Source organism: Polaromonas sp. P1_F2, from assembly GCF_056405735.1.
This window is the reverse complement of record NZ_JBFUBN010000006.1, coordinates 16,294-34,870: the sequence shown is the minus strand read 5'-3', so window position 1 is coordinate 34,870 and position 18,577 is coordinate 16,294. Positions and strand designations below refer to the sequence as shown.

Annotated in this window: 19 protein-coding genes; 5 read left to right on the top strand and 14 right to left on the bottom strand. The window is 63.1% G+C overall.

Annotated features, from left to right (window positions below; genetic code table 11):
• Nucleotides 1-10: 10 nt before the first annotated feature.
• Nucleotides 11-487, bottom strand: coding sequence for a YhbY family RNA-binding protein (locus AC1D0O_RS13450; RefSeq protein WP_477654016.1), 477 nt, complete (start codon nucleotides 485-487; stop codon nucleotides 11-13).
• Between the two features lie 42 nt (nucleotides 488-529).
• On the opposite strand from AC1D0O_RS13450, the gene AC1D0O_RS13445 reads away from it, so the two are divergent.
• The 5 genes from AC1D0O_RS13445 (at nucleotide 530) to AC1D0O_RS13425 (ending at nucleotide 7,630) form a co-directional block, all read left to right on the top strand.
• On the top strand, nucleotides 530-1,282 hold the full coding sequence (locus AC1D0O_RS13445) for an RlmE family RNA methyltransferase (protein WP_477654015.1): 753 nt from the start codon (nucleotides 530-532) through the stop codon (nucleotides 1,280-1,282).
• Nucleotides 1,283-1,716: 434 nt separating this feature from the next.
• The gene (gene ftsH, locus AC1D0O_RS13440) at nucleotides 1,717-3,639 is read left to right on the top strand and encodes an ATP-dependent zinc metalloprotease FtsH (RefSeq protein WP_477654014.1); all 1,923 of its coding nucleotides are present in this window, start codon (nucleotides 1,717-1,719) and stop codon (nucleotides 3,637-3,639) included.
• Nucleotides 3,640-3,722: 83 nt separating this feature from the next.
• On the top strand, nucleotides 3,723-4,580 hold the full coding sequence (folP, locus tag AC1D0O_RS13435) for a dihydropteroate synthase (protein WP_477654013.1): 858 nt from the start codon (nucleotides 3,723-3,725) through the stop codon (nucleotides 4,578-4,580).
• Between the two features lie 98 nt (nucleotides 4,581-4,678).
• Nucleotides 4,679-6,010, top strand: a complete 1,332-nt coding sequence (gene glmM / locus AC1D0O_RS13430; protein WP_477654012.1) for a phosphoglucosamine mutase — start codon at nucleotides 4,679-4,681, stop codon at nucleotides 6,008-6,010.
• 318 nt (nucleotides 6,011-6,328) lie between these two features.
• Entirely contained in the window at nucleotides 6,329-7,630 is a 1,302-nt protein-coding gene (locus AC1D0O_RS13425) for a glycosyltransferase (protein ID WP_477654011.1), read from the top strand.
• Here the strand turns inward: AC1D0O_RS13425 and AC1D0O_RS13420 are convergent.
• The 13 genes from AC1D0O_RS13420 to AC1D0O_RS13360 all read right to left on the bottom strand — a co-directional run bounded on the left by AC1D0O_RS13420 (nucleotide 7,627) and on the right by AC1D0O_RS13360 (nucleotide 18,574).
• A complete protein-coding gene (locus tag AC1D0O_RS13420; protein ID WP_477654010.1) occupies nucleotides 7,627-8,223 on the bottom strand; it encodes a DUF6151 family protein in 597 nt (198 codons plus the stop codon). The two genes, AC1D0O_RS13425 and AC1D0O_RS13420, sit on opposite strands and share 4 nt — an antisense overlap.
• Nucleotides 8,224-8,895: 672 nt before the next feature.
• Entirely contained in the window at nucleotides 8,896-9,360 is a 465-nt protein-coding gene (locus AC1D0O_RS13415; RefSeq protein WP_477654009.1) for an ankyrin repeat domain-containing protein, read from the bottom strand.
• A gap of 34 nt (nucleotides 9,361-9,394) precedes the next feature.
• A complete protein-coding gene (locus AC1D0O_RS13410; RefSeq protein ID WP_477654008.1) occupies nucleotides 9,395-9,883 on the bottom strand; it encodes a hypothetical protein in 489 nt (162 codons plus the stop codon).
• A 28-nt stretch (nucleotides 9,884-9,911) separates the two neighbouring features.
• Nucleotides 9,912-10,211, bottom strand: coding sequence for a hydrolase (locus tag AC1D0O_RS13405; protein ID WP_477654007.1), 300 nt, complete (start codon nucleotides 10,209-10,211; stop codon nucleotides 9,912-9,914).
• Nucleotides 10,208-10,639, bottom strand: coding sequence for a hypothetical protein (locus AC1D0O_RS13400; protein WP_477654006.1), 432 nt, complete (start codon nucleotides 10,637-10,639; stop codon nucleotides 10,208-10,210). The genes AC1D0O_RS13405 and AC1D0O_RS13400 overlap by 4 nt, the downstream gene beginning before the upstream one ends.
• A 3-nt stretch (nucleotides 10,640-10,642) precedes the next feature.
• Nucleotides 10,643-11,314: a hypothetical protein gene (locus tag AC1D0O_RS13395; protein WP_477654005.1), complete on the bottom strand. Its 672-nt coding sequence runs from the start codon at nucleotides 11,312-11,314 to the stop codon at nucleotides 10,643-10,645.
• 44 nt (nucleotides 11,315-11,358) lie between these two features.
• Nucleotides 11,359-11,733, bottom strand: a complete 375-nt coding sequence (locus AC1D0O_RS13390) for a hypothetical protein (RefSeq protein WP_477654004.1) — start codon at nucleotides 11,731-11,733, stop codon at nucleotides 11,359-11,361.
• A 166-nt stretch (nucleotides 11,734-11,899) separates the two neighbouring features.
• Nucleotides 11,900-13,351, bottom strand: coding sequence for an aldehyde dehydrogenase family protein (locus tag AC1D0O_RS13385; RefSeq protein WP_477654003.1), 1,452 nt, complete (start codon nucleotides 13,349-13,351; stop codon nucleotides 11,900-11,902).
• Between the two features lie 67 nt (nucleotides 13,352-13,418).
• Nucleotides 13,419-14,342, bottom strand: a complete 924-nt coding sequence (locus tag AC1D0O_RS13380) for an amidohydrolase family protein (RefSeq protein ID WP_477654002.1) — start codon at nucleotides 14,340-14,342, stop codon at nucleotides 13,419-13,421.
• A gap of 4 nt (nucleotides 14,343-14,346) precedes the next feature.
• Complete coding sequence (locus AC1D0O_RS13375) at nucleotides 14,347-15,291, bottom strand: YncE family protein (protein ID WP_477654001.1); 945 nt, start codon at nucleotides 15,289-15,291, stop codon at nucleotides 14,347-14,349.
• A 74-nt stretch (nucleotides 15,292-15,365) separates the two neighbouring features.
• A complete protein-coding gene (locus AC1D0O_RS13370; RefSeq protein ID WP_477654271.1) occupies nucleotides 15,366-16,283 on the bottom strand; it encodes a dihydrodipicolinate synthase family protein in 918 nt (305 codons plus the stop codon).
• A gap of 5 nt (nucleotides 16,284-16,288) precedes the next feature.
• On the bottom strand, nucleotides 16,289-17,461 hold the full coding sequence (locus AC1D0O_RS13365) for an L-rhamnonate dehydratase (protein WP_477654000.1): 1,173 nt from the start codon (nucleotides 17,459-17,461) through the stop codon (nucleotides 16,289-16,291).
• A 72-nt stretch (nucleotides 17,462-17,533) separates the two neighbouring features.
• On the bottom strand, nucleotides 17,534-18,574 hold the full coding sequence (locus AC1D0O_RS13360) for a 4-hydroxythreonine-4-phosphate dehydrogenase PdxA (protein WP_477653999.1): 1,041 nt from the start codon (nucleotides 18,572-18,574) through the stop codon (nucleotides 17,534-17,536).
• Nucleotides 18,575-18,577 lie beyond the last annotated feature (3 nt).

Here is an 18,577-nt window from a genome sequence, read left to right as displayed (position 1 = left end):
GGAAAGCGGCTCAGCCCTGGGCGCTTTTCTTGGCGCTTTTGAGCTGGGGCTTCTTGGCGCGCTTGACGGTGCCGCCCGGCGTGAGGCGCTGGTTGCCCAGCACGCGCAGGGTTTTGACCTCGGGCCGCTGGCCGTGGCGCGAGCTGTTCTTGAGCACCTTGACGTCGCGCGGGCCGGGCATGCGGTCTTCATTGACCTTTTTTTCCTTGGGCGGCATCGGCCGCCACAGCACCAGCAGCTTGCCGATGTGCTGGATGGGCGCGGCGTTGAGCTGGTCGGCCAGGGTCTGGAAGATCTCCTCGCGGCCGGCGCGGTCGTCCGACAGCACCCGCACCTTGATGAGCCCGTGGGCGTTGAGCGCGGCGTCGGTTTCCTTCTTGACGGCGGGGGTCAGGCCGTCGGAGCCGATCATCACGACCGCGTTCAGGTGGTGGGCATCGGCGCGGTGGTCCTTGCGCTGGGCGGGGGTAAGTTGTATTTGAGCCATGGCCCAATTATCGGGCGAGTCGGGGAGAGGACAATAGGCCCCATGAAAGTAAATGCCAAGACCGGTTTCAAACCCGGCGTCCAGACCGACTCGAAGGCCGCCGCCAAGGCGGCCGGTAAAACCGCCGTAAAGGCCGGCGGCAAGGGAAAGGTCAACAAAGCGTGGCTGCACGACCACATCAACGACCCCTACGTGAAGCTCGCCCAGAAAGAGGGCTACCGGGCCCGCGCCGCTTACAAATTGAAGGAAATCGATGAAACCTTCGGCCTGGTGAAGCCGGGCGACTGCGTGGTCGACCTGGGCAGTACGCCGGGCGCCTGGAGCCAGTACGTGCGGCGCCGGCTCTCACCCACCGGCGCGGCGGCGGGCACGCTCAACGGCCGCATCATCGGCCTCGATTTGCTGCCCATGGAGCCCATCGAAGGCGTGACCTTTATCCAGGGCGATTTCCGCGAAGCCGAAGTGCTGCAAAAGCTCGAGGACGCCCTGGCCACCCCCGAGGGCCAGGTCCGGGTGGACCTGGTGGTCTCCGACATGGCGCCCAACCTCTCGGGCATAGAGTCGGCCGACGCGGCCCGCATCGCCCACCTGATCGAGCTGGCCGTCGAATTCGCCCAGAACCGCATGAAACCCGAGGGCACGCTGGTGGTCAAGCTGTTCCACGGCAGTGGCTACGACCAACTGGTCAAGCTGTTCCGGGACACCTTCAAGCTCGTCAAGCCGCTCAAGCCCAAGGCTTCGCGCCCGGGCTCATCGGAAACCTTTCTGATTGGCCGGGGGCTGAAAAAGCCCTGAACCTGCTCACGGCCTAAACGGGGCCGCGTTGGGGTGCAATCGGGATGAGTGGGTCGACCGGGCACGCCGCATGGGCTAATGCCCATGCAAGGGCCTGGGTGGCTCAATCGCCCGATTTCACCCCAACCCGGAGGGCAAGTACCTTTTCGGGCGGTCTGCGGCGTTGCGGCGCTAGCCCATAGAGGTACTATGGGCGTCACACCGCGCCTTGCATCCCATCCCGAGAAGGTGCTTGCGCGGCCCCGTCTAGGCCGTGAGCAGGTTCTTGGCGTCACAATAAGTGCATCCTGAGCACATCGCGGTGGCAAATGACACAGTGCCGGTGCCCCTAAACCCGCTTTAAACCAAGGGCCGGGACCGGAATACGCGGTTTTTGCCCTTGAAACGCCTAAAATCAGGCGCATGTGACTTTTGTTCTTACACCGGAGTAGTCCTTGAACAATCAGTGGTTTTCCAAAATTGCAATCTGGCTGGTGATCGCCATGGTGCTGTTCACCGTATTCAAGCAATTTGATACACGCGGCGGCGCCGGTTCCAACTACCTGGGTTACTCCGAGTTCCTGGAAGAGGTGCGCGGCAAGCGCATCAAGACGGCGACCATCGCCGAAGGCCAGGGCGGCACCGAAATCTCGGCCACCACCGTGGACGACCGCAAGGTCCGCACCACCGCCACCTACCTGGACCGCGGCCTGGTCGGCGACCTGATCGCCAACGACGTCAAGTTCGACGTCAAGCCCCGCGAAGAAACTTCCTTGCTCACCTCGCTGCTGATCAGCTGGGGCCCCATGCTGCTGCTGATAGGCGTGTGGATCTACTTCATGCGGCAAATGCAGGGCGGCGGCAAAGGCGGCGCCTTCAGCTTCGGCAAGTCCAAGGCGCGCATGCTGGACGAGTCCACCAATCCCGTCACCTTCGCCGACGTCGCGGGCTGCGACGAGGCCAAGGAAGAAGTCAAGGAAGTCGTCGACTTCCTCAAGGACCCGCAGAAATTCCAGAAACTCGGCGGCCGCATCCCGCGCGGCCTGTTGCTGGTCGGCCCCCCGGGCACCGGCAAGACCCTGCTCGCCAAAGGCATCGCCGGCGAGGCCAAAGTGCCTTTCTTCTCGATTTCCGGCTCCGATTTCGTCGAAATGTTCGTCGGCGTGGGCGCTGCCCGCGTGCGCGACATGTTCGAGAATGCCAAGAAAAACGCCCCCTGCATCATCTTCATCGATGAAATCGACGCGGTCGGCCGCCAGCGCGGCGCCGGCCTGGGCGGCGGCAACGACGAACGCGAGCAGACCCTGAACCAGATGCTGGTCGAGATGGACGGTTTTGAAACCAACGTCGGCGTGATCGTGGTGGCCGCCACCAACCGCCCCGACATCCTGGACGCCGCCTTGCTGCGCCCCGGCCGCTTCGACCGCCAAGTCTACGTCACGCTGCCCGACATCCGCGGCCGCGAGCAGATCCTCAACGTGCACATGCGCAAGGTGCCGCTGGGCCAGGACGTGAACCCGAGCGTGATCGCCCGCGGCACGCCCGGCATGTCCGGCGCCGACCTGGCCAACCTCTGCAACGAAGCCGCCCTGATGGCCGCGCGCCGCAACGCCCGCACCGTCGAGATGCAGGACTTCGAAAAAGCCAAGGACAAGATCCTCATGGGCCCCGAGCGCAAGAGCATGGTCATGCCCGAGGAAGAGCGCCGCAACACGGCCTACCACGAGTCCGGCCACGCGCTGATCGGCAAGCTGCTGCCAAAGTGCGACCCGGTCCACAAGGTCACCATCATCCCGCGCGGCCGCGCGCTGGGCGTGACCATGAGCCTGCCGGCGCAGGATCGCTACAGCTATGACCGTGAATTCATGCTGAGCCAGATCAGCATGCTGTTCGGCGGCCGCATCGCCGAGGAAGTCTTCATGAACCAGATGACGACCGGCGCCAGCAACGACTTTGAGCGCGCCACCGCCCTGGCCCGCGACATGGTCACGCGCTACGGCATGACCGAAGCCCTGGGCCCCATGGTCTACGCTGAAAACGAAGGCGAAGTCTTCCTGGGCCGCTCGGTCACCAAGACCAACAACATGAGCGAGTCGACCCTGCAAAAGGTCGACGGCGAGGTGCGCCGCATCATCGACCAGCAATACGCCCTGGCGCGCAAGCTGATCGAAGAGAACCAGGACAAGATGCACGCCATGGCCAAGGCCCTGCTCGAATGGGAAACCATCGACATGGACCAGCTCGACGACATCATGGCCGGCAAGGAGCCGCGCCCGCCCAAGGACTGGACGCCGCGCAACTCCTCCGTCGGCGGCGGTGGCGGCCCCACGGGCGGCACGCCGGCCGTCAGCACAGACCCGGCGCCTACGGTGGCATGAGGCCGGTGACGAACAAAACGTGACTGCCAGTCAGTCGCCATAACCGGGGCCAGTCCCCGGTTTTTTATTTCCGAGGACAAACCATGATCTGGCAAACCTCCCGCTTTCAGATTGACCTGTCGAAGCCCCGCGTCATGGGCATCGTCAACGTCACGCCCGACTCCTTCTCGGACGGCGGCAAATACTTCAGCGAGGGCGGCGGCTTTGCCGGCGTCTTCGCCCACTGCGACAAGCTGCTCAAGGACGGCGCCGACCTGCTGGACATAGGCGGTGAGTCCACCCGCCCCGGCGCGCCGCCTGTGCCGCTGGAAGAAGAACTCGCGCGCGTGCTGCCCGTGGTGCGCCATGCGGCCAGGCTGGGCGTGCCGCTATCGATAGACACCTACAAACCCGAGGTCATGCAGGCCGTGCTGGACCTGGGCGCCGACGTCATCAACGACATCTGGGCCCTGCGCAAGCCCGGTGCGGCCGAGGTTGTGGCCGGGCACCCGAGCTGCGGTGTCTGCCTCATGCACATGCACCGCGAGCCGCAAACCATGCAGGTCGCGCCCATGGAGGGCGACGTGGTGCCGCAGGTGCGCGACTTCCTGGAAGCCGCCGCGGCCGGCCTGCGGGCCGCCGGCGTCGACAAGTCCCGCATCGTGCTCGACGTGGGTATAGGCTTCGGCAAAACCGTCGCGCAAAACTTCGCCTTGCTGGCGCGCCAGCAGGAGTTCCTCACGGCCGGCTACCCATTGCTGGCCGCCTGGTCGCGCAAGTCCTCGCTCGCCGCCGTCACCAGCACCTCGCTGGCGGCAGTGGCCCAGCTCAACGTGGCCGACCGCATGGTGCCCAGCGTCGCGGCGGCCCTGCTGGCCGTGGACCGTGGCGCGCGCATCGTGCGCGTGCATGATGTCCGCGAGACAGTCCAGGCCCTGAAGGTATGGGCCGCAGCGCGTTGAGGCTTTTGCTGACAGGCGGGCAGGGCGGGGCACCCTAAAATAGCCCCACATTTTTCAGAACAACATCCAGAACAACAAGCTCCACAGGGACAAAACCAATGACCAGAAAATACTTCGGCACCGACGGCATACGCGGCACGGTGGGCCAGCCGCCCATCACACCCGACTTCGTGCTGCGCCTGGCGCACGCCGTGGGCCGCGTGCTGCGCCGCACCGAGACCCGCCCCACGGTGCTGATCGGCAAGGACACCCGCATCTCCGGCTACATGCTGGAAAGCGCGCTCGAGTCGGGCTTCAACTCCGCCGGCGTCGACGTCGTGCTGCTGGGGCCGCTGCCCACACCCGGCGTGGCCTACCTCACGCGCGCCCAGCGTGCCAGCCTGGGCGTGGTCATCAGCGCCAGCCACAACGCCTACCCCGACAACGGCATCAAGTTCTTCAGCGCCCAGGGCACCAAGCTCGACGACGCCTGGGAGCTCGCCGTCGAAGCCGCCCTCGATGAGGACCCCGTCTGGGCCGACTCGGCCACCCTGGGCAAGGCGCGCCGCCTCGACGACGCGGCCGGCCGCTACATCGAATTCTGCAAAAGCACCTTCGCCAACGACCTCACGCTCAAGGGCCTGAAGATCGTGGTCGACGGCGCGCACGGCGCGGCGTACCAGATCGCGCCCATGGTCTTCCATGAACTGGGCGCCGAGGTCATCGCCATCGGCTGCGCGCCCGACGGCCTCAACATCAACCACGAAGTCGGCGCCACGCATCCCGATGCGCTGATCAAGGCCGTCAAGGCCAACAAGGCCCACTACGGCATCGCGCTCGACGGCGACGCCGACCGCCTGCAGATGGTGGACGCCGACGGCCGCCTCTTCAACGGCGACGAAGTGCTCTTCCTCATGGTCAACGAGCGCCTGGCGCGCGGCGAAAAAGTCCCCGGCACCGTCGGCACCTTGATGACCAATATGGCCGTGGAAGTCGCGCTCAAAAAGAAGGGCGTCGAGTTCGTGCGCGCCAAGGTCGGCGACCGTTATGTGCTCGAAGAGCTCGACAAGCGCGGCTGGCTGCTGGGCGGTGAGGGCTCCGGCCACCTGCTGGCGCTCGACAAGCACACGACCGGCGACGGCCTCATCAGCGCCCTGCAGGTGCTGCAGGCCTGCGTGCGCAGCGGCAAGACCATTGCCCAGCTGCTTGGCGAGGTCGTGCTGTTCCCGCAGACTTTGATCAACGTGCGCCTCAAACCCGGCCAGGACTGGCAAAGCAGCAAGCGCCTTGCCGACATGAGCAAAACCGTGGAAGCCGAGCTCGGCGACACCGGCCGCTTGCTGATACGCGCCAGCGGCACCGAGCCGCTGCTGCGCGTGATGGTCGAGGCACGCGACGCGGCCCAGGCGAAAAGCTGCGCCGAGCGGGTGGCGGATACGGTGCGCAGCTAAGGCCCGTACCTGGCCCGGCGCCAAGCCGACTGGCCAGAGGCGTTGCCGTTAACACCTCTTCGCGCGGCATTCAGTCATCGCGGAGGTGTTTTCCTTTTTACCTCCATCACATCTGCCGATTGACAGGGCATGCTTTTTCGACGGCTGGCCCCGGATGATGTATCCGCAAAAATCCTGCAAAGATTGTCTACGGCAAGACAGTTTGCGGACGGCTTCCCGGGTGGCGCTGATAGCCTGATTTCTCGCCGCCCGCCGTACGTTCGCATCCGCCACATCGAAGGCCGGGCCCGTTGAAAGCCGTTCAGCGCCATTCACGCCATGAAGCCCAGGGTTCCCGCTCTTCTTGATGCCGGCCAAAGGCCGTCCGAACCATCTGGGCCGCCGCGGCGGCGTTACCTGTTTATCCACCAGAACTTTCCCGGGCAGTTCGTCCACCTGGCCAGGGCCCTGGCGGCGCAGGGGCACCATGTCCTTGCCCTCGGGATCACTCCCCGGCCGGTTGACGGCGTCGAAGTCGTGCGCTACCAGCCTGAAAGCCTGAAGGCCGCCAGCCAGGTGGCCATAGGCCGTGATTTCGAGCGCAAGCTTTCGCGCGGTGCGGCGTGTGCGCAAGCCATGCAGCAACTGGCCGGCGAAGGGTTCAGTCCCCAACTCATCATCGCGCACCCCGGCTGGGGCGAAGCCCTTTTCTGCAAGGACGTCTGGCCGGATGCCAGGCTCATGATTTTTTCCGAGTTCTACTACTCCCCCAAGGGGGCCGACTATGGTTTTGACCCGGAGTTCCATAGTGAAAGCATGGCCGGACGGTCCGCTTTGCGCCTGAAAAACACCGCCCTGATGCATGCGCTAGTCGCCGCGGATTCTGCCTATGCGCCCACCGAGTGGCAGCGCCGCCAGGTGCCTGAAGAATACCGCGGCAAAGTGCGGGTGGTCCACGACGGCATTGCCACAGACCTGGCCAGGCCTGATGCCCAGGCCCGGTTTTCGCTGGTGGATAAAGGCCTGCAATTCAAGCCCGGCGATGAGGTCCTGACCTTCATCAACCGCAACCTGGAGCCTTACCGGGGGTTTCATATTTTCATGCGGGCTCTGCCGGCCATCCTGAAAGCCCGGCCCGACGCGCATTGCGTGCTGGTCGGAGGGGACGACGTGAGCTACGGCAGCAAACCAGCGGGCGGCGGCACCTGGCGCGAGGCACTGCTCAAGGAAGTCGGCGACCAGCTGCCGGCGGACCGCGTTCATTTTGTCGGGACACTGCCTTATGCCCGCTATCTCGAGCTGCTGCAGGTGTCACGCTGCCATGTGTACCTGACCTATCCCTTTGTCCTCTCATGGAGCTGTCTGGAGGCCATGAGCACGGGCTGCGTGGTGGTCGCCAGCCGCACCGCGCCCGTCGAGGAAGTCGTAACGCACGGCGTCAACGGCCTGTTGTTCGATTTTTTTGACGCGCGGGCGCTGGCAGACACCGTCGTCGGCGTCCTTGCCGACCCGGCCGCCCATGCGCACTTGGGACTTGCGGCGCGCCAGGCCATGCTGGATCGATTTGACCTCGCCACACGCTGCCTGCCTGAGCTGCTGGCGCTGGTAGAGCAGGCCGTGGGCCCAAGGACAGAGGCCTAAACGGCTTCCATCAAACGGGCCCGCTCATCCGGCGTAAGCACCTTGGGCGAGGCATGCGGCGTTCCCGTCTCCGGATCAAAGAAGGCCGTCTTCCTGTAGCTGCCATCCAGCCTTGCGCGTATCAGCCTGGCCATGAACCGGAGGATGGATACGGTGGTGCTGGCCGCCATGGCCTTGGGGCTGCCTTTGGCGCTCTTCATGCCAACCCGCATGCGCACCGGACCGAAGGCGCTGTCCAGGCTGGTCGATGAATCTTGCAGGCAGTTGTGCAGCAGGCCGACATGCGAGACCTTGAAGTCGCGCCCGGTATTGCCAATCGGCGTGTTGCAGCAACTCGCATACCAGCGCAGCATGCCTCTGTCGCTGAGGGACATGCAGGTGAGTTTTTCCAGGCCCTGCGTGAAAGTGACATGCTGCGGAAGCGTGGCGACAACGTCCGACCCGCCCATCTCGTCGAGGATCTCACCGGCCTTGCCCAGGAAGTGCGCATAGGCCTGGCAGTCCTTGCAGTAGCAGACGCCGCGGCATACGGATTCGGTGTGGCTGACGTGGCCTCGTAGAGTGCCGCATTGGCAGCGCAATGGGTGATTCATGCGCGGAGCTTACCGCACGCCGTATGGTTTTGTTATACCTGTACATTCAGACAATGTGATCGCGTCATCCAGGGCCGATCACATCGCCGCTGGTCGATCACCTCAAACCTTCAATCTATGTATACAAGTTTTTTTGGCTGGCTTGCATTTGCTGCGTTTATTGCGCTTCTCTGCACTCACCCGATTCGAGGCAAGCCATTTGGCCCCAGATTGATTGCATTTTTTGCGTTTTTGATAGCCACCAGCATTGGCTTTTGTTTCGTTTTTTATACCTATGACCTCTATTCCATAGGCCAAGTACCCCGTTTGAGCCGTAGCGGAGGCAGCATACCCATTGCAGGACATGGAACGTATGCCTTCTTCGCAATATCCATGTGTATTTAGTTCGGCCTGACCAGTTTTTGCTCAGGCATCTACATGCTCACGATCGCATGTATGCGGAAAAAAGATGCACCAACCCGTCGCCCAACGCCGACACGCCGGCGAGTCGGTTAGCCCGGCGTCAGGTGGTTCGATACCGGGGATTTCCAGCTTCTCGTTCTTGCACGGCTAACGAGGGTTAGCGATCGACGGGCGCAACTTCTTCCGTCTTGAAATCGCCCGGAAGCACGATCTCCAGCATTGCAATGTCCGCTGTGGCCCACTTCGCGGTGGCGGATCGCTTTGTCAGGATTAACTCACCTCAGTGAAGTCGCCGCGCCAGCCTCCTTCGCGCTTTCGACGGTAGCGTTCAACAAGCTCACAGATTTTCTTTCCCTCTTCATCTTTGCGATCATGTGCGCGCATGGTTGCGGTCAGGCCCATCCATCCGCTGATGTCCGGATTGGCGCCATGCTGAAGCAGCAGTTCCACGATTTCAGGGTAGTTGCCTCTTACGCCGACACAAAGCGCTGTTTCGCCAATGCGATCCTCTTCATGCACATTGACTTCAGCGCCATGTTTGAGAAGCCAGAGAGCCGCTTTGTATTGCTCCTTCTCGATGGCATAGTGCAAAGGGGTGTAGCTGAGGTCATCAAATCTGCCGATCCCGTATTCGGCTTCGATCAGTCGTTCCATCTCGGCAATGTCACCGTCCGCCGCTGCTCGATGCAAGCGCTCTGCCTCGAACCAATCGTCGCCATGGTCCATAAACGTCATTCTGGACTTGTGTTGGTGGGCCGAGACATACCCGTCACTGATATTCGCATTCCGGCGGCTGCGGAGCCCCGAGGCCATATTTGGCGACTGCATCTTGCAGTGCGCGTGTGCAGCCTGGCGCCAGCGATTCGAGCAAAATGAATCTGGATGCCGGGCATGTGTCGGAACGCCCCTGAACCAGCTTGCCTTGCTTGAAGCGGCAAGCCGAGACCTCAGCATCTGTTTCATAGTCGGACCAAACCCGAACCGGATCACCGGCTATCACTTCGGTCAACGAAAGCACGATCCATTTTTCGCCCTCCGGCGCGAACAGCACCTGGCATCCGCTATAGCGTGTGTCGATGTTCCTGTTGCGAGGGTAGACGCGCAGGATGATGCCATGATTTACCGTTTCACCTGCGGTGGCTGGCGGCGATGTCAGATCGCAATTTTTACCTATCGGTTTATCCGCGCCCGCCGCGTGTACAAATAAGGCGAAAAACAGCAAGCACATCAGCAAAGAGATGACGCGCACCGCAGGCATGGAGCGCGCGGCTAGTTCGTAGCGTCCCTTAAGCATCCTCAGCCTGCGACGGATAAAGGTGTTTGCAAAACCGCCACTCCTGCATGGGCTGGTCGTCAATATAGGCCGTGGGCTTGGGCAGATAGCCCTCAAAGCACTCGCTGATCCCGAGTTCCAGCGCCGTGGCCCTGCAGTACTCGGCGCCTCCGGAACTCCAGAGAAACAAGGTCGCGCCTTCGGATTTGAGCCGCTTGACCTGGGCAATCACGGCGGGCATGGGGATACATTTGGCGCCTACGGACCTGACCATGGTGTCATCGACATCTACAAAAATAATCTGGGGTGTCATGGCTGTTGGATCTGCGCCTTGCTGCGGAGCACATGCAAGGTTAGTAGCCACAGCGCCACCGGCAGCAACAACGCGGCAGCCGCCACTTCCGAAAGAATCGTGACATTGGCCATCAAGGGATGCAGTTCCAAAGGTGCCACTGCATAGTGGCCCAGGCCGTCAAAACCCAGCGCCGCGTACACGGTCACCAGCAGTAGGCCCGTGGCCATGTATTTTTTGCGCATGAGCAGCAAACCCATAGCCCCCACCGAGGTGATGGCGGCCCACACGGCATAGACCTGCGCGCGTGTCAACCAAGCGGGCAGGTTGGGGTATTCGCAAATGAACTCGGCGTTGTGGCTGAAGTGGCCGAGACTGGTGAGGAAGTAGGCCGCCGTCAGGGCGAGGAGAACTTTAAGGGAACTGACGCGGTGATGCATGAGGTTCATTTTTTACTCTCGCCACTGAAACGGCAAGTCCTTGACCGAGCCGCTTTTCCAGGCCGTTACGACACCCGAAACGGACTCTCCTTTGCTGGAAGAGCTGTAGCTCAGAGAGGAAACGTGGTAGCGGTAGCCATCTCCGAGTTTCTCGCGCGCTTCCCGGACCGCACGGATCCCGGATTCTGAATGCTGCACCAGGGTACCGCCAGTCGCGAGGACGGCGGCCAGCCCAATGCCCAGTGCCAGGGGGATGCCTGAGCTTCGAGCGGGGAGACCGGCTTTCTTCTGGGCGAGCCGTACGGGCGCCGATCCTAATTCGCGGATCAGCCACGAAAAAAGTATCAAAGCAAGAACAAAGAATACAAGGATGCCCAGAAATGCCATCGGGTTGAGTTGAACTCGCGTAACGATGAGGTCGATCGGTTGCAGCAATGGAAGAACAAGACTCACCGAGATGCTGGCGGCGAGCAGGAACAAGGCGAACCGGCGCACGAGCGAGGCTGCACGCAGGCTGCCGCGCAGCAGAAAAATTCCTGCAATGACGGCGAAGATATTGAGGCTGGATGCGTAGGCGATCTGATTGAAGATGGCGTACGCCATCAGTCCGATATCCAGGACTCCCACGACCAGAAGAACCAGCCCTGTTCGCTTGAGGACCGGGTAGTGGTCAGCGGCGTTCATTGAAATCGCCTGAAGTTACCCGGTAGGGCCCCTGACCCTGGTCCTTATTGCGCCGAGTCATGGAATATTTTTGAACGAGTCAGCGTTTCCCCGCACTGCGGGCAAAACTTTGCCGCCGAAACCAGGTTGCCCGGCTGCGCTACATGCCCGCAAGACTTGCAAACACGGACCACGGCAACGGTGACGTAGGCAATGAACGCCAGGGCCAGAAGTACGAGCAAGACATACTCGAATTGGCCGGAAACCCCTGGAGAAAGGACAAAAAACGGGCCGAGTATTCCGATACTGACAAGGCTCACCCTGGCGTACCAGTGATGCTTTCGCTCGGGGCTGAGGCCGCGCATAAACAGCCAGTTGCCCAGGACCAACAGCCCAAAGACAACAAAATAAACGATGCCGAATTCATCTTCAAACTTCATAAGGCCTGATGTGTGAGTTGCGCGACCAGATCGCGTCTATCCCCGCACTATAGCCTCGGCATTGAATACGCCAGCCTGTCCTGGTTCGTAATTTCCTGATTACTGGGCGAAACCCCGGCTATGAGACCGCCAGGGCTTCTTGCCCAGTTTCACCATCGCATGAGGTTCAAGCCAGCGTATACGCCGTCTTCACCGTCGTGAAAAACTCCTGTGCGTACTTGCCCTGCTCGCGCGGGCCGTAGCTTGATCCCTTGCGGCCGCCGAAGGGGACGTGGTAATCCACGCCTGCCGTGGGCAGGTTGACCATGACCATGCCGGCCTGGCTGTGGCGCTTGAAGTGGGTGGCGTACTTGAGGCTGGTGGTGGCGATGCCGGCTGACAGGCCGAAAGGCGTGTCGTTGGCGGTGGCGAGAGCCGCTTCGTAGTCCTTGACGCGGATGATGCTGGCGACCGGGCCGAAGATTTCTTCGCGGTTGATGCGCATGCCGGCCGTGCTTTCGCTGAAGAGGGCCGGCTGCATGTAATAACCTTCAGCGCCGCTGCCGGTGTGGCAGGGGATGCGCGCGCCGCCGAAGGCCAGGGTTGCGCCTTCGGCCTTGCCGATTTCGATGTAGCTCAAGTCCTGCTCGAGCTGCGCCTGCGAGGACACCGGGCCCACGTCGGTGCCGGCCGTGAGGGCGTCGCCGACCTTGATGCGTGCCATGCGCTCCTGCAGGGCTTTGACAAAAGCCGGGTAGATGCCGTCGGTCACGATCAGGCGGCTCGACGCCGTGCAGCGCTGGCCGGTGGAGTAGAAGGCGCTTTGCGCGCTGAGCTCAACGGCTTGCGTGAGGTCGGCGTCGTCGAGGATGACTTGTGGGTTCTTGCCGCCCATTTCGAGCTGCACCTTCTTGAGGTTCTTGGCGCAGGCTTCGGCGATGCGGCTGCCCACACCGACCGAACCGGTGAAGCTGATGGCGTTGACGCCGGGGTGGTTGACCAGTGCATCGCCGATCACGCGGCCCGGGCCCATGACCAGGTTGAAGACGCCGGCCGGGATGCCGGAGCGCGAGATGATTTCGGCCAGCGCCCAGGCGCTGCCGGGCACCAGGTCGGCGGGTTTCAGGACCACGCAGTTGCCGAAGGCCAGCGCGGGCGCCACCTTCCAGGCCGGGATCGCGATCGGGAAGTTCCAGGGGGTGATCAGGCCGACCACGCCGACGGGCTCACGTGTGATCTCCACGCCTATGCCGGGACGCACCGAGGGAATCGTTTCGCCCGACAGGCGCAGGCATTCACCCGCGAAGAACTTGAAGATGTGGCCGGCGCGGGTGGCTTCGCCTATGCCTTCGGGTTTGGTCTTGCCTTCTTCGCGCGAGAGCAGGATGCCCAGCTCTTCGCGGCGTGCGAGGATTTCGGTGCCGATTTTGTCCAGCGCATCCGAGCGCGCCTGGATACCCGAGGTCGACCAGGCGGGGAAGGCCGCCTGCGCGGCCTGCACGGCGGCGTCCAGGCCGGCCGCATCGGCCTGCGTGTACTCGCCGATCACGTCGCTCAGGTTGCTGGGGTTCAGGTTGGGGCTGTAGCTGTTACCGGCCAGCCATTGGCCGGCGATGAGGTTGTCGTGTTTTGTGGTCATGGGTGTGCTTCCAGGGGTTGAGCTTGATTCACAGGGAGGGCACGCGGGTGTGCGGGCCGGGGGTGTTCTACAGAGGCGGTGTCACGTCAATTTTATAAAAATGCAGGGCGTTGGCGCACATCATCGCATGTTGCTGGTGGGGCGGCAGATGGGCCAGCATGCCGGCCACATTGCCCACCAGGTCCGGGTAGCTGATACGCAGGCCTGCCACCGGAAAGTTGCTGGCAAACATGCAGCGCTGCCATCCAAAAATTGCAATCGTTTCATACACAATTCGCGTGTTCTCCTGGAGGTCCCAGGGCCGGTCGCGCAGGCCGAATTCGGAAAGCTTGACGTGCACATTCTCCTGCCGGGCCAGCGTTTCCATCCAGCCGCGCCAGCGTTGCAGGCCTTCTTCGCTGCGGTCCCAGGCGAAGCCGTGGTGGTTGAGGACCATGGGCACCTTGGGAAACAGGGCCGCCACCTCGGCCGCTTCGGGCAGGTGCCAGGTCGGCACGCGCAGGTCCCAGCGCAAGCCGTATTTTTCCAATAGCGAGAAGCCGCGCAGCCAGGCCTCGTCCTGCATGGTGCCGGCTTGCCCCTTCACGCTATGCGCCGGCGAGGCGGAGGTCACTGGCTTGCTGCGTATGCCGCGCACCATCGGGAAGCGCGACTGCGCGAGCAGGGTTTCCTCGCTGTCCGGCTGGTCAAACCAGGCATGGGCGACCACGGCATTCGGGAAGCCGTGCGCGGCATGCACCTCATGCAGCCAGGCGGTTTCGGCCAGCTGTTCATCGCGGCTGCGCTCCGCCTCCACGTGCACTGTCGCGATAACTTCGCAGGGCCCCGAGGCGGCGCGGTAGTCGGCCGCCAGGAAGTCGCGGCAGAGAGCACGGTAGTCGCCCAGGAAAAAAGCCTCGGGGTCATAGGCTTCCTGCAGCCAGGGATAGCGGCCGCGTGACAGGTCCCACAGGTGGTGGTGGGCATCGACGATGGGCATCGCCGGCATCATGGCCTCAATGCCGCCAGACGTAAGACGAATCGGGTTCGCGCAGGGTTTTGATCTGCTGCCCGAATTCAAAGCTGTCGAGGTCCAGGCGGCGCACCGTGTCGTCCTGGAAGGAGATGTAGACCGCGCGGTCCACCGGGTGGAAGGACAGGGCCAGCGGGTTGCTGGGCAGGACGAAGCAGCGCTGCTCCTGCAGGTCGGTGCCGAAGACCGAGAGCGAATGCTCGCCCGAGTTGGTGGTGAGCAGCAGGTCCTGGCCCTGCGCGCCCCGGAAGCGGTAGACGCGGTTGGGGTCGCGCCGCGTCTTGCCGGTGGCGACGATTTTCATGGTGGCTGTGTCGACGGCCACGATGCTGTCGTCGCCGCGGTTGGCCACGTAGAGCAGCGACTCGTCGGCCGACAGCACATTGCCCTCGGGCACGGGGCCGGGCACCATGGCCACGGGCGCGAAGGTCGGGTCATTGGGCTTGATCTTGGTCACGGTGTTGGACAGCAGGTTCAGCGCGTAGGCCGTCTGCGCGTCTTTCGTCAACGCGAACAAATGCGTCTTGTAGCCGCCCGAGGGCACGGCGAGATCCGGCACGTGCACCCTGGCCGGGTCTGAAAACCGCAGCAGCACGTTGTGCGCCTCCGACATCACGAACAGCCGGCCTTGTGCGTCCACCGTCAGGCCATGCGGCCGGTAATAGGGCCAGAGGTTTAGCGTGGCCACATGTTTTTGCTGCGCGAGGTCAATGACAAACACCGAATGCCCGCCCATGTCGCCCAGGTGGCTGGCGGTCTCTATGCCGTAGTGGCCGACATAGGCCAGGCCGCGCGCCGCATCCACCGTGAATTCATGCGGGAAATTCGGCAGCACGATGTGTTTTTCCGCGAGGCCGGTGGCGAGGTCGTAAAAGCTGAAGGTGTGGGCGCATTTCTGCACCAGCAAGAGTGTTTCCCGGAGGGGCATGGAAATCCTGAAGAGAGGGGGAGCCTGGAAGGAAACAGGGGTAAGCGATCAAGATGGCTGGATGGCCGAAGCGCCTATTTGCCCCAGCGTAACACCAGCGGGTCCAGCCGGCGCGCGGTGGCGAGCAGGCCTTTGCGCACCTCGGGGTGCATGGCGGGGAAGGGGTGGCGCGGCGCCTCGCAGGCGATCACGCCGCCTTCCTTCATGAGCGCCTTGGCTGTGAGGATGCCGCCCTGGCGGTTCTCGTAGTTGATCAGCGGCAGCCAGCGCGCGTATTCGGCGGCGGCCTCTTCACGCTTGCCGGCCGCCCAGGCGTCCATGATGCGGCGTATGCCGTCAGGGTAACCGCCGCCCGTCATCGCGCCGGTCGCGCCGGCTTCCAGGTCGGGCAGCAGGGTGATGGCTTCCTCGCCGTCCCAGGGGCCTTCGATCGCGTCGCCACCCAGGCGTATCAGCTCGCGCAGCTTGGAGGCAGCGCCCGGCGTCTCGATCTTGAAGTAGGCGACGTTGCGTATCTCCTTGGCCATGCGTGCCAGGAAAGTGGCAGACAGCGGCGTGCCGCTGACGGGCGCGTCCTGGATCATGATGGGGATGTCGATGGCGTCCGACAGCGTGGCGAAGAATTCGTAAATCTTTTCTTCCGTCACGCGTATCGTCGCGCCGTGGTAGGGCGGCATCACCATGACCATGGCCGCGCCCAGGTCCTGCGCGCGGCGGCTGCGCTCGGCGCAGATGCGGGTACCGAAGTGGGTGGTCGTCACGATCACCGGCACGCGGCCCGCCACGTGTTTCAGGATGGCCGCGGTCAGGACTTCGCGCTCCTCGTCCGACAGCACAAACTGCTCGGAGAAGTTCGCGAGTATGCACAGGCCGGTTGAGCCGGCGGCTATCATGAAATCGACGCAGCGCTTCTGGCTCTCGAGGTCCAGCTCGCCCGCGTCGGTGAAGGTGGTCGGGACGACGGGAAATACGCCGGTATACCTTGCTTGCATGCTGCTCATTCGACGATGTTGAAATCTTTGAGGAACTCGGTCTTCAGGGTCAGGCCCAGGCCGGGCTTGTTGTCGTCGAGCTGCAGGAAGCCGTTCTCGGCCACGGGCTCGCCGTCGAAGATGTAATAGAACAGCTCGTTGCCGACTTCGACGTCGAACATCGGGAAGTATTCGCTCATGGGCGAGGCCAGGGTGCTCATGGTCAGGTGGTAGTTGTGCATCTGTCCGGCGTGCGGCACCACCGGCACGCTGTAGGCCTCGCACAGCGCGTTGATCTTGTGCGCGGCCGTGATGCCGCCGACGCGGTTGGTGTCGTACTGCACGACGGACACGGCTTTTTTGTCGAGCAGCTGCTTGAAGCCGTAAAGGCTGAACTCGTGCTCGCCGCCCGAGATCGGGATGCTGGTGAGCTGGTTCAGCTCGGCATAGCCGTCGATGTCGTCGGCGATCACCGGTTCCTCGACCCAGCGCGGCTGGAATTTCTCGAGCTTGGGCAGCATGCGTTTGGCGTATTCGAGGTTCCAGCCCATGTAGCACTCGAGCATCAAGTCGTTGTCGTAGCCGATCACTTCACGCAGTGCTTCGACGGCCTTGAGGTTTTCCGCCACGCCCTTGGTGCCGTGCGCCGGGCCGTAGCCGAAGCGCGACTTGAACATGGTGAAGCCCTGGTCCAGGTAGGTCTGCGCCTCGTCCTGCATGGCCTTGATGTCGGTGCGGTAGAGCTTGGAGTAGTAGCAGGGGATTTTTTCCTTGGTGCGGCCGCCCAGCAGCTTGAACACCGGCTTGTTGACCGACTTGCCCAGGATGTCCCAGATGGCGATGTCCACCGCCGAGATCGCTGCCATGGCCACGCCCTTGCGGCCCCAGGCGTGGGTGCCGCGGTACATGCGCTGCCACAGGTATTCATAGTCCCACGGGTCCTGGCCCAGCACCAGCGGCGTCAGGTACTGGTCGATGATGGCTTTGGCGATGTGCGGCGCCAGCGCCACGTTGCCCAGGCCGACGATGCCGTCGTCGGTCTCGATCTCGACCACCGTCCACGAGTGGAAACGGAAGGTACTCATGGATTCGGTGTTGGAGTAGACCAGGTCCATGGCGTTGGAGCAGAAATTGCCCTGGGGTGGAACGGTCTTGCCCTTCCATTCGAACACGCGTGCGCGCACTGATTTGATTTTCATGGTGGTTCCCTGTCGATGAAGAAAAAGAAGGAGGAAAAAGAAGAAGGAAAAAGAAAAGAAGAAAGAAGAGCTTCAGGCGGCCGGCTTCAGCCGCGCCGCACCCATGCGCTGGGCAATTTTGAAAGCGTTAAGCGTGGCGTTGACGTCGGCCACACCTTTGCCGGCAATGTCATAGGCCGTGCCGTGCGCCGGCGTGGTGATGGGCACCGGCAGGCCGCCCTGCACCGTCACGCCCTTGCTGAAGCCCATGAGCTTGATCGCGATCTGGCCCTGGTCGTGGTACATGGTGACGATGGCCTGATAGAGGCCGTCGCGCGCCTTCAAGAAGATGGTGTCGGCGGGGAAGGGGCCGTCCACCGGCACGCCGCTGGCGCGCAGTTCGGCCACGGCCGGTTCGATGATGTCGATCTCCTCGCGTCCGCAGACGCCGCCGTCGCCGCCGTGCGGGTTGAAGGCTGCCACAGCGACTTTCGGTTGTGCCGTGCCGCTGGCCTGCAGCGAGGCATAAATCAGCCGCGCGGCATCGACGATGCGTTGCTTGCTCAGCATGGCCGCCGCGTCTTTCAGCGGAATATGCGACGACACGCGCGAGGTCCACAAGTCGCCCAGGGTGTTGAACTCACAGAAGTAGCCCGTCACGCCCAGGTATTCGGCGAAGTGGTGCAGCTCGTCTTCATGCTTGAGGCCACCCAGCTTCATGGCCTGCTTGTTGAGCGGGGCGAAACAGATCGCGTCGACCTCGCCGCGTTTGGCACCGTCCATGCAGAGGTTGAGCACCTGCAGCACGGCCGCGCCGCAAGCGGCCTGCGCCTGGCCGCGTTGCACCTGAACAGATTGAATCGTGTGGGTCGCCAGGAAGGCCGGCAGGCGGGTGTCGGCGCGGCCGCGTACCTGGTCCAGGCTGGTGACACCTTGTGTCGCCACGGTCTGCCCGGCCGTGAGCTGGCCCTGCTGCCAGAGCCAGGCGTCACCCACCAGCACGATGTTGACGCCGTCCGTGATGCCGGGCTGGGCCAGCAGCCTGGCGACCAGCTCCGGGCCTATGCCGGCCGCGTCGCCCAGCGTGAGGGCGACCACGGGCAGGGAGGCGGGCGGATTCTGTGTGTTGCGCATGGC

What these genes read in the sequence shown, in the direction of transcription:
- AC1D0O_RS13450 (WP_477654016.1), bottom strand. Translation starts at nt 487, where the DNA reads ATGGCTCAAATACAACTTACCCCCGCCCAGCGCAAGGACCACCGCGCC.
- AC1D0O_RS13445 (WP_477654015.1), top strand. Translation starts at nt 530, where the DNA reads ATGAAAGTAAATGCCAAGACCGGTTTCAAACCCGGCGTCCAGACCGAC.
- folP (WP_477654013.1), top strand. Translation starts at nt 3,723, where the DNA reads ATGATCTGGCAAACCTCCCGCTTTCAGATTGACCTGTCGAAGCCCCGC.
- glmM (WP_477654012.1), top strand. Translation starts at nt 4,679, where the DNA reads ATGACCAGAAAATACTTCGGCACCGACGGCATACGCGGCACGGTGGGC.
- AC1D0O_RS13425 (WP_477654011.1), top strand. Translation starts at nt 6,329, where the DNA reads ATGAAGCCCAGGGTTCCCGCTCTTCTTGATGCCGGCCAAAGGCCGTCC.
- AC1D0O_RS13420 (WP_477654010.1), bottom strand. Translation starts at nt 8,223, where the DNA reads ATGAATCACCCATTGCGCTGCCAATGCGGCACTCTACGAGGCCACGTC.
- AC1D0O_RS13415 (WP_477654009.1), bottom strand. Translation starts at nt 9,360, where the DNA reads ATGACGTTTATGGACCATGGCGACGATTGGTTCGAGGCAGAGCGCTTG.
- AC1D0O_RS13410 (WP_477654008.1), bottom strand. Translation starts at nt 9,883, where the DNA reads ATGCCTGCGGTGCGCGTCATCTCTTTGCTGATGTGCTTGCTGTTTTTC.
- AC1D0O_RS13405 (WP_477654007.1), bottom strand. Translation starts at nt 10,211, where the DNA reads ATGACACCCCAGATTATTTTTGTAGATGTCGATGACACCATGGTCAGG.
- AC1D0O_RS13400 (WP_477654006.1), bottom strand. Translation starts at nt 10,639, where the DNA reads ATGAACCTCATGCATCACCGCGTCAGTTCCCTTAAAGTTCTCCTCGCC.
- AC1D0O_RS13395 (WP_477654005.1), bottom strand. Translation starts at nt 11,314, where the DNA reads ATGAACGCCGCTGACCACTACCCGGTCCTCAAGCGAACAGGGCTGGTT.
- AC1D0O_RS13390 (WP_477654004.1), bottom strand. Translation starts at nt 11,733, where the DNA reads ATGAAGTTTGAAGATGAATTCGGCATCGTTTATTTTGTTGTCTTTGGG.
- AC1D0O_RS13385 (WP_477654003.1), bottom strand. Translation starts at nt 13,351, where the DNA reads ATGACCACAAAACACGACAACCTCATCGCCGGCCAATGGCTGGCCGGT.
- AC1D0O_RS13380 (WP_477654002.1), bottom strand. Translation starts at nt 14,342, where the DNA reads ATGATGCCGGCGATGCCCATCGTCGATGCCCACCACCACCTGTGGGAC.
- AC1D0O_RS13375 (WP_477654001.1), bottom strand. Translation starts at nt 15,291, where the DNA reads ATGCCCCTCCGGGAAACACTCTTGCTGGTGCAGAAATGCGCCCACACC.
- AC1D0O_RS13370 (WP_477654271.1), bottom strand. Translation starts at nt 16,283, where the DNA reads ATGCAAGCAAGGTATACCGGCGTATTTCCCGTCGTCCCGACCACCTTC.
- AC1D0O_RS13365 (WP_477654000.1), bottom strand. Translation starts at nt 17,461, where the DNA reads ATGAAAATCAAATCAGTGCGCGCACGCGTGTTCGAATGGAAGGGCAAG.
- AC1D0O_RS13360 (WP_477653999.1), bottom strand. Translation starts at nt 18,574, where the DNA reads ATGCGCAACACACAGAATCCGCCCGCCTCCCTGCCCGTGGTCGCCCTC.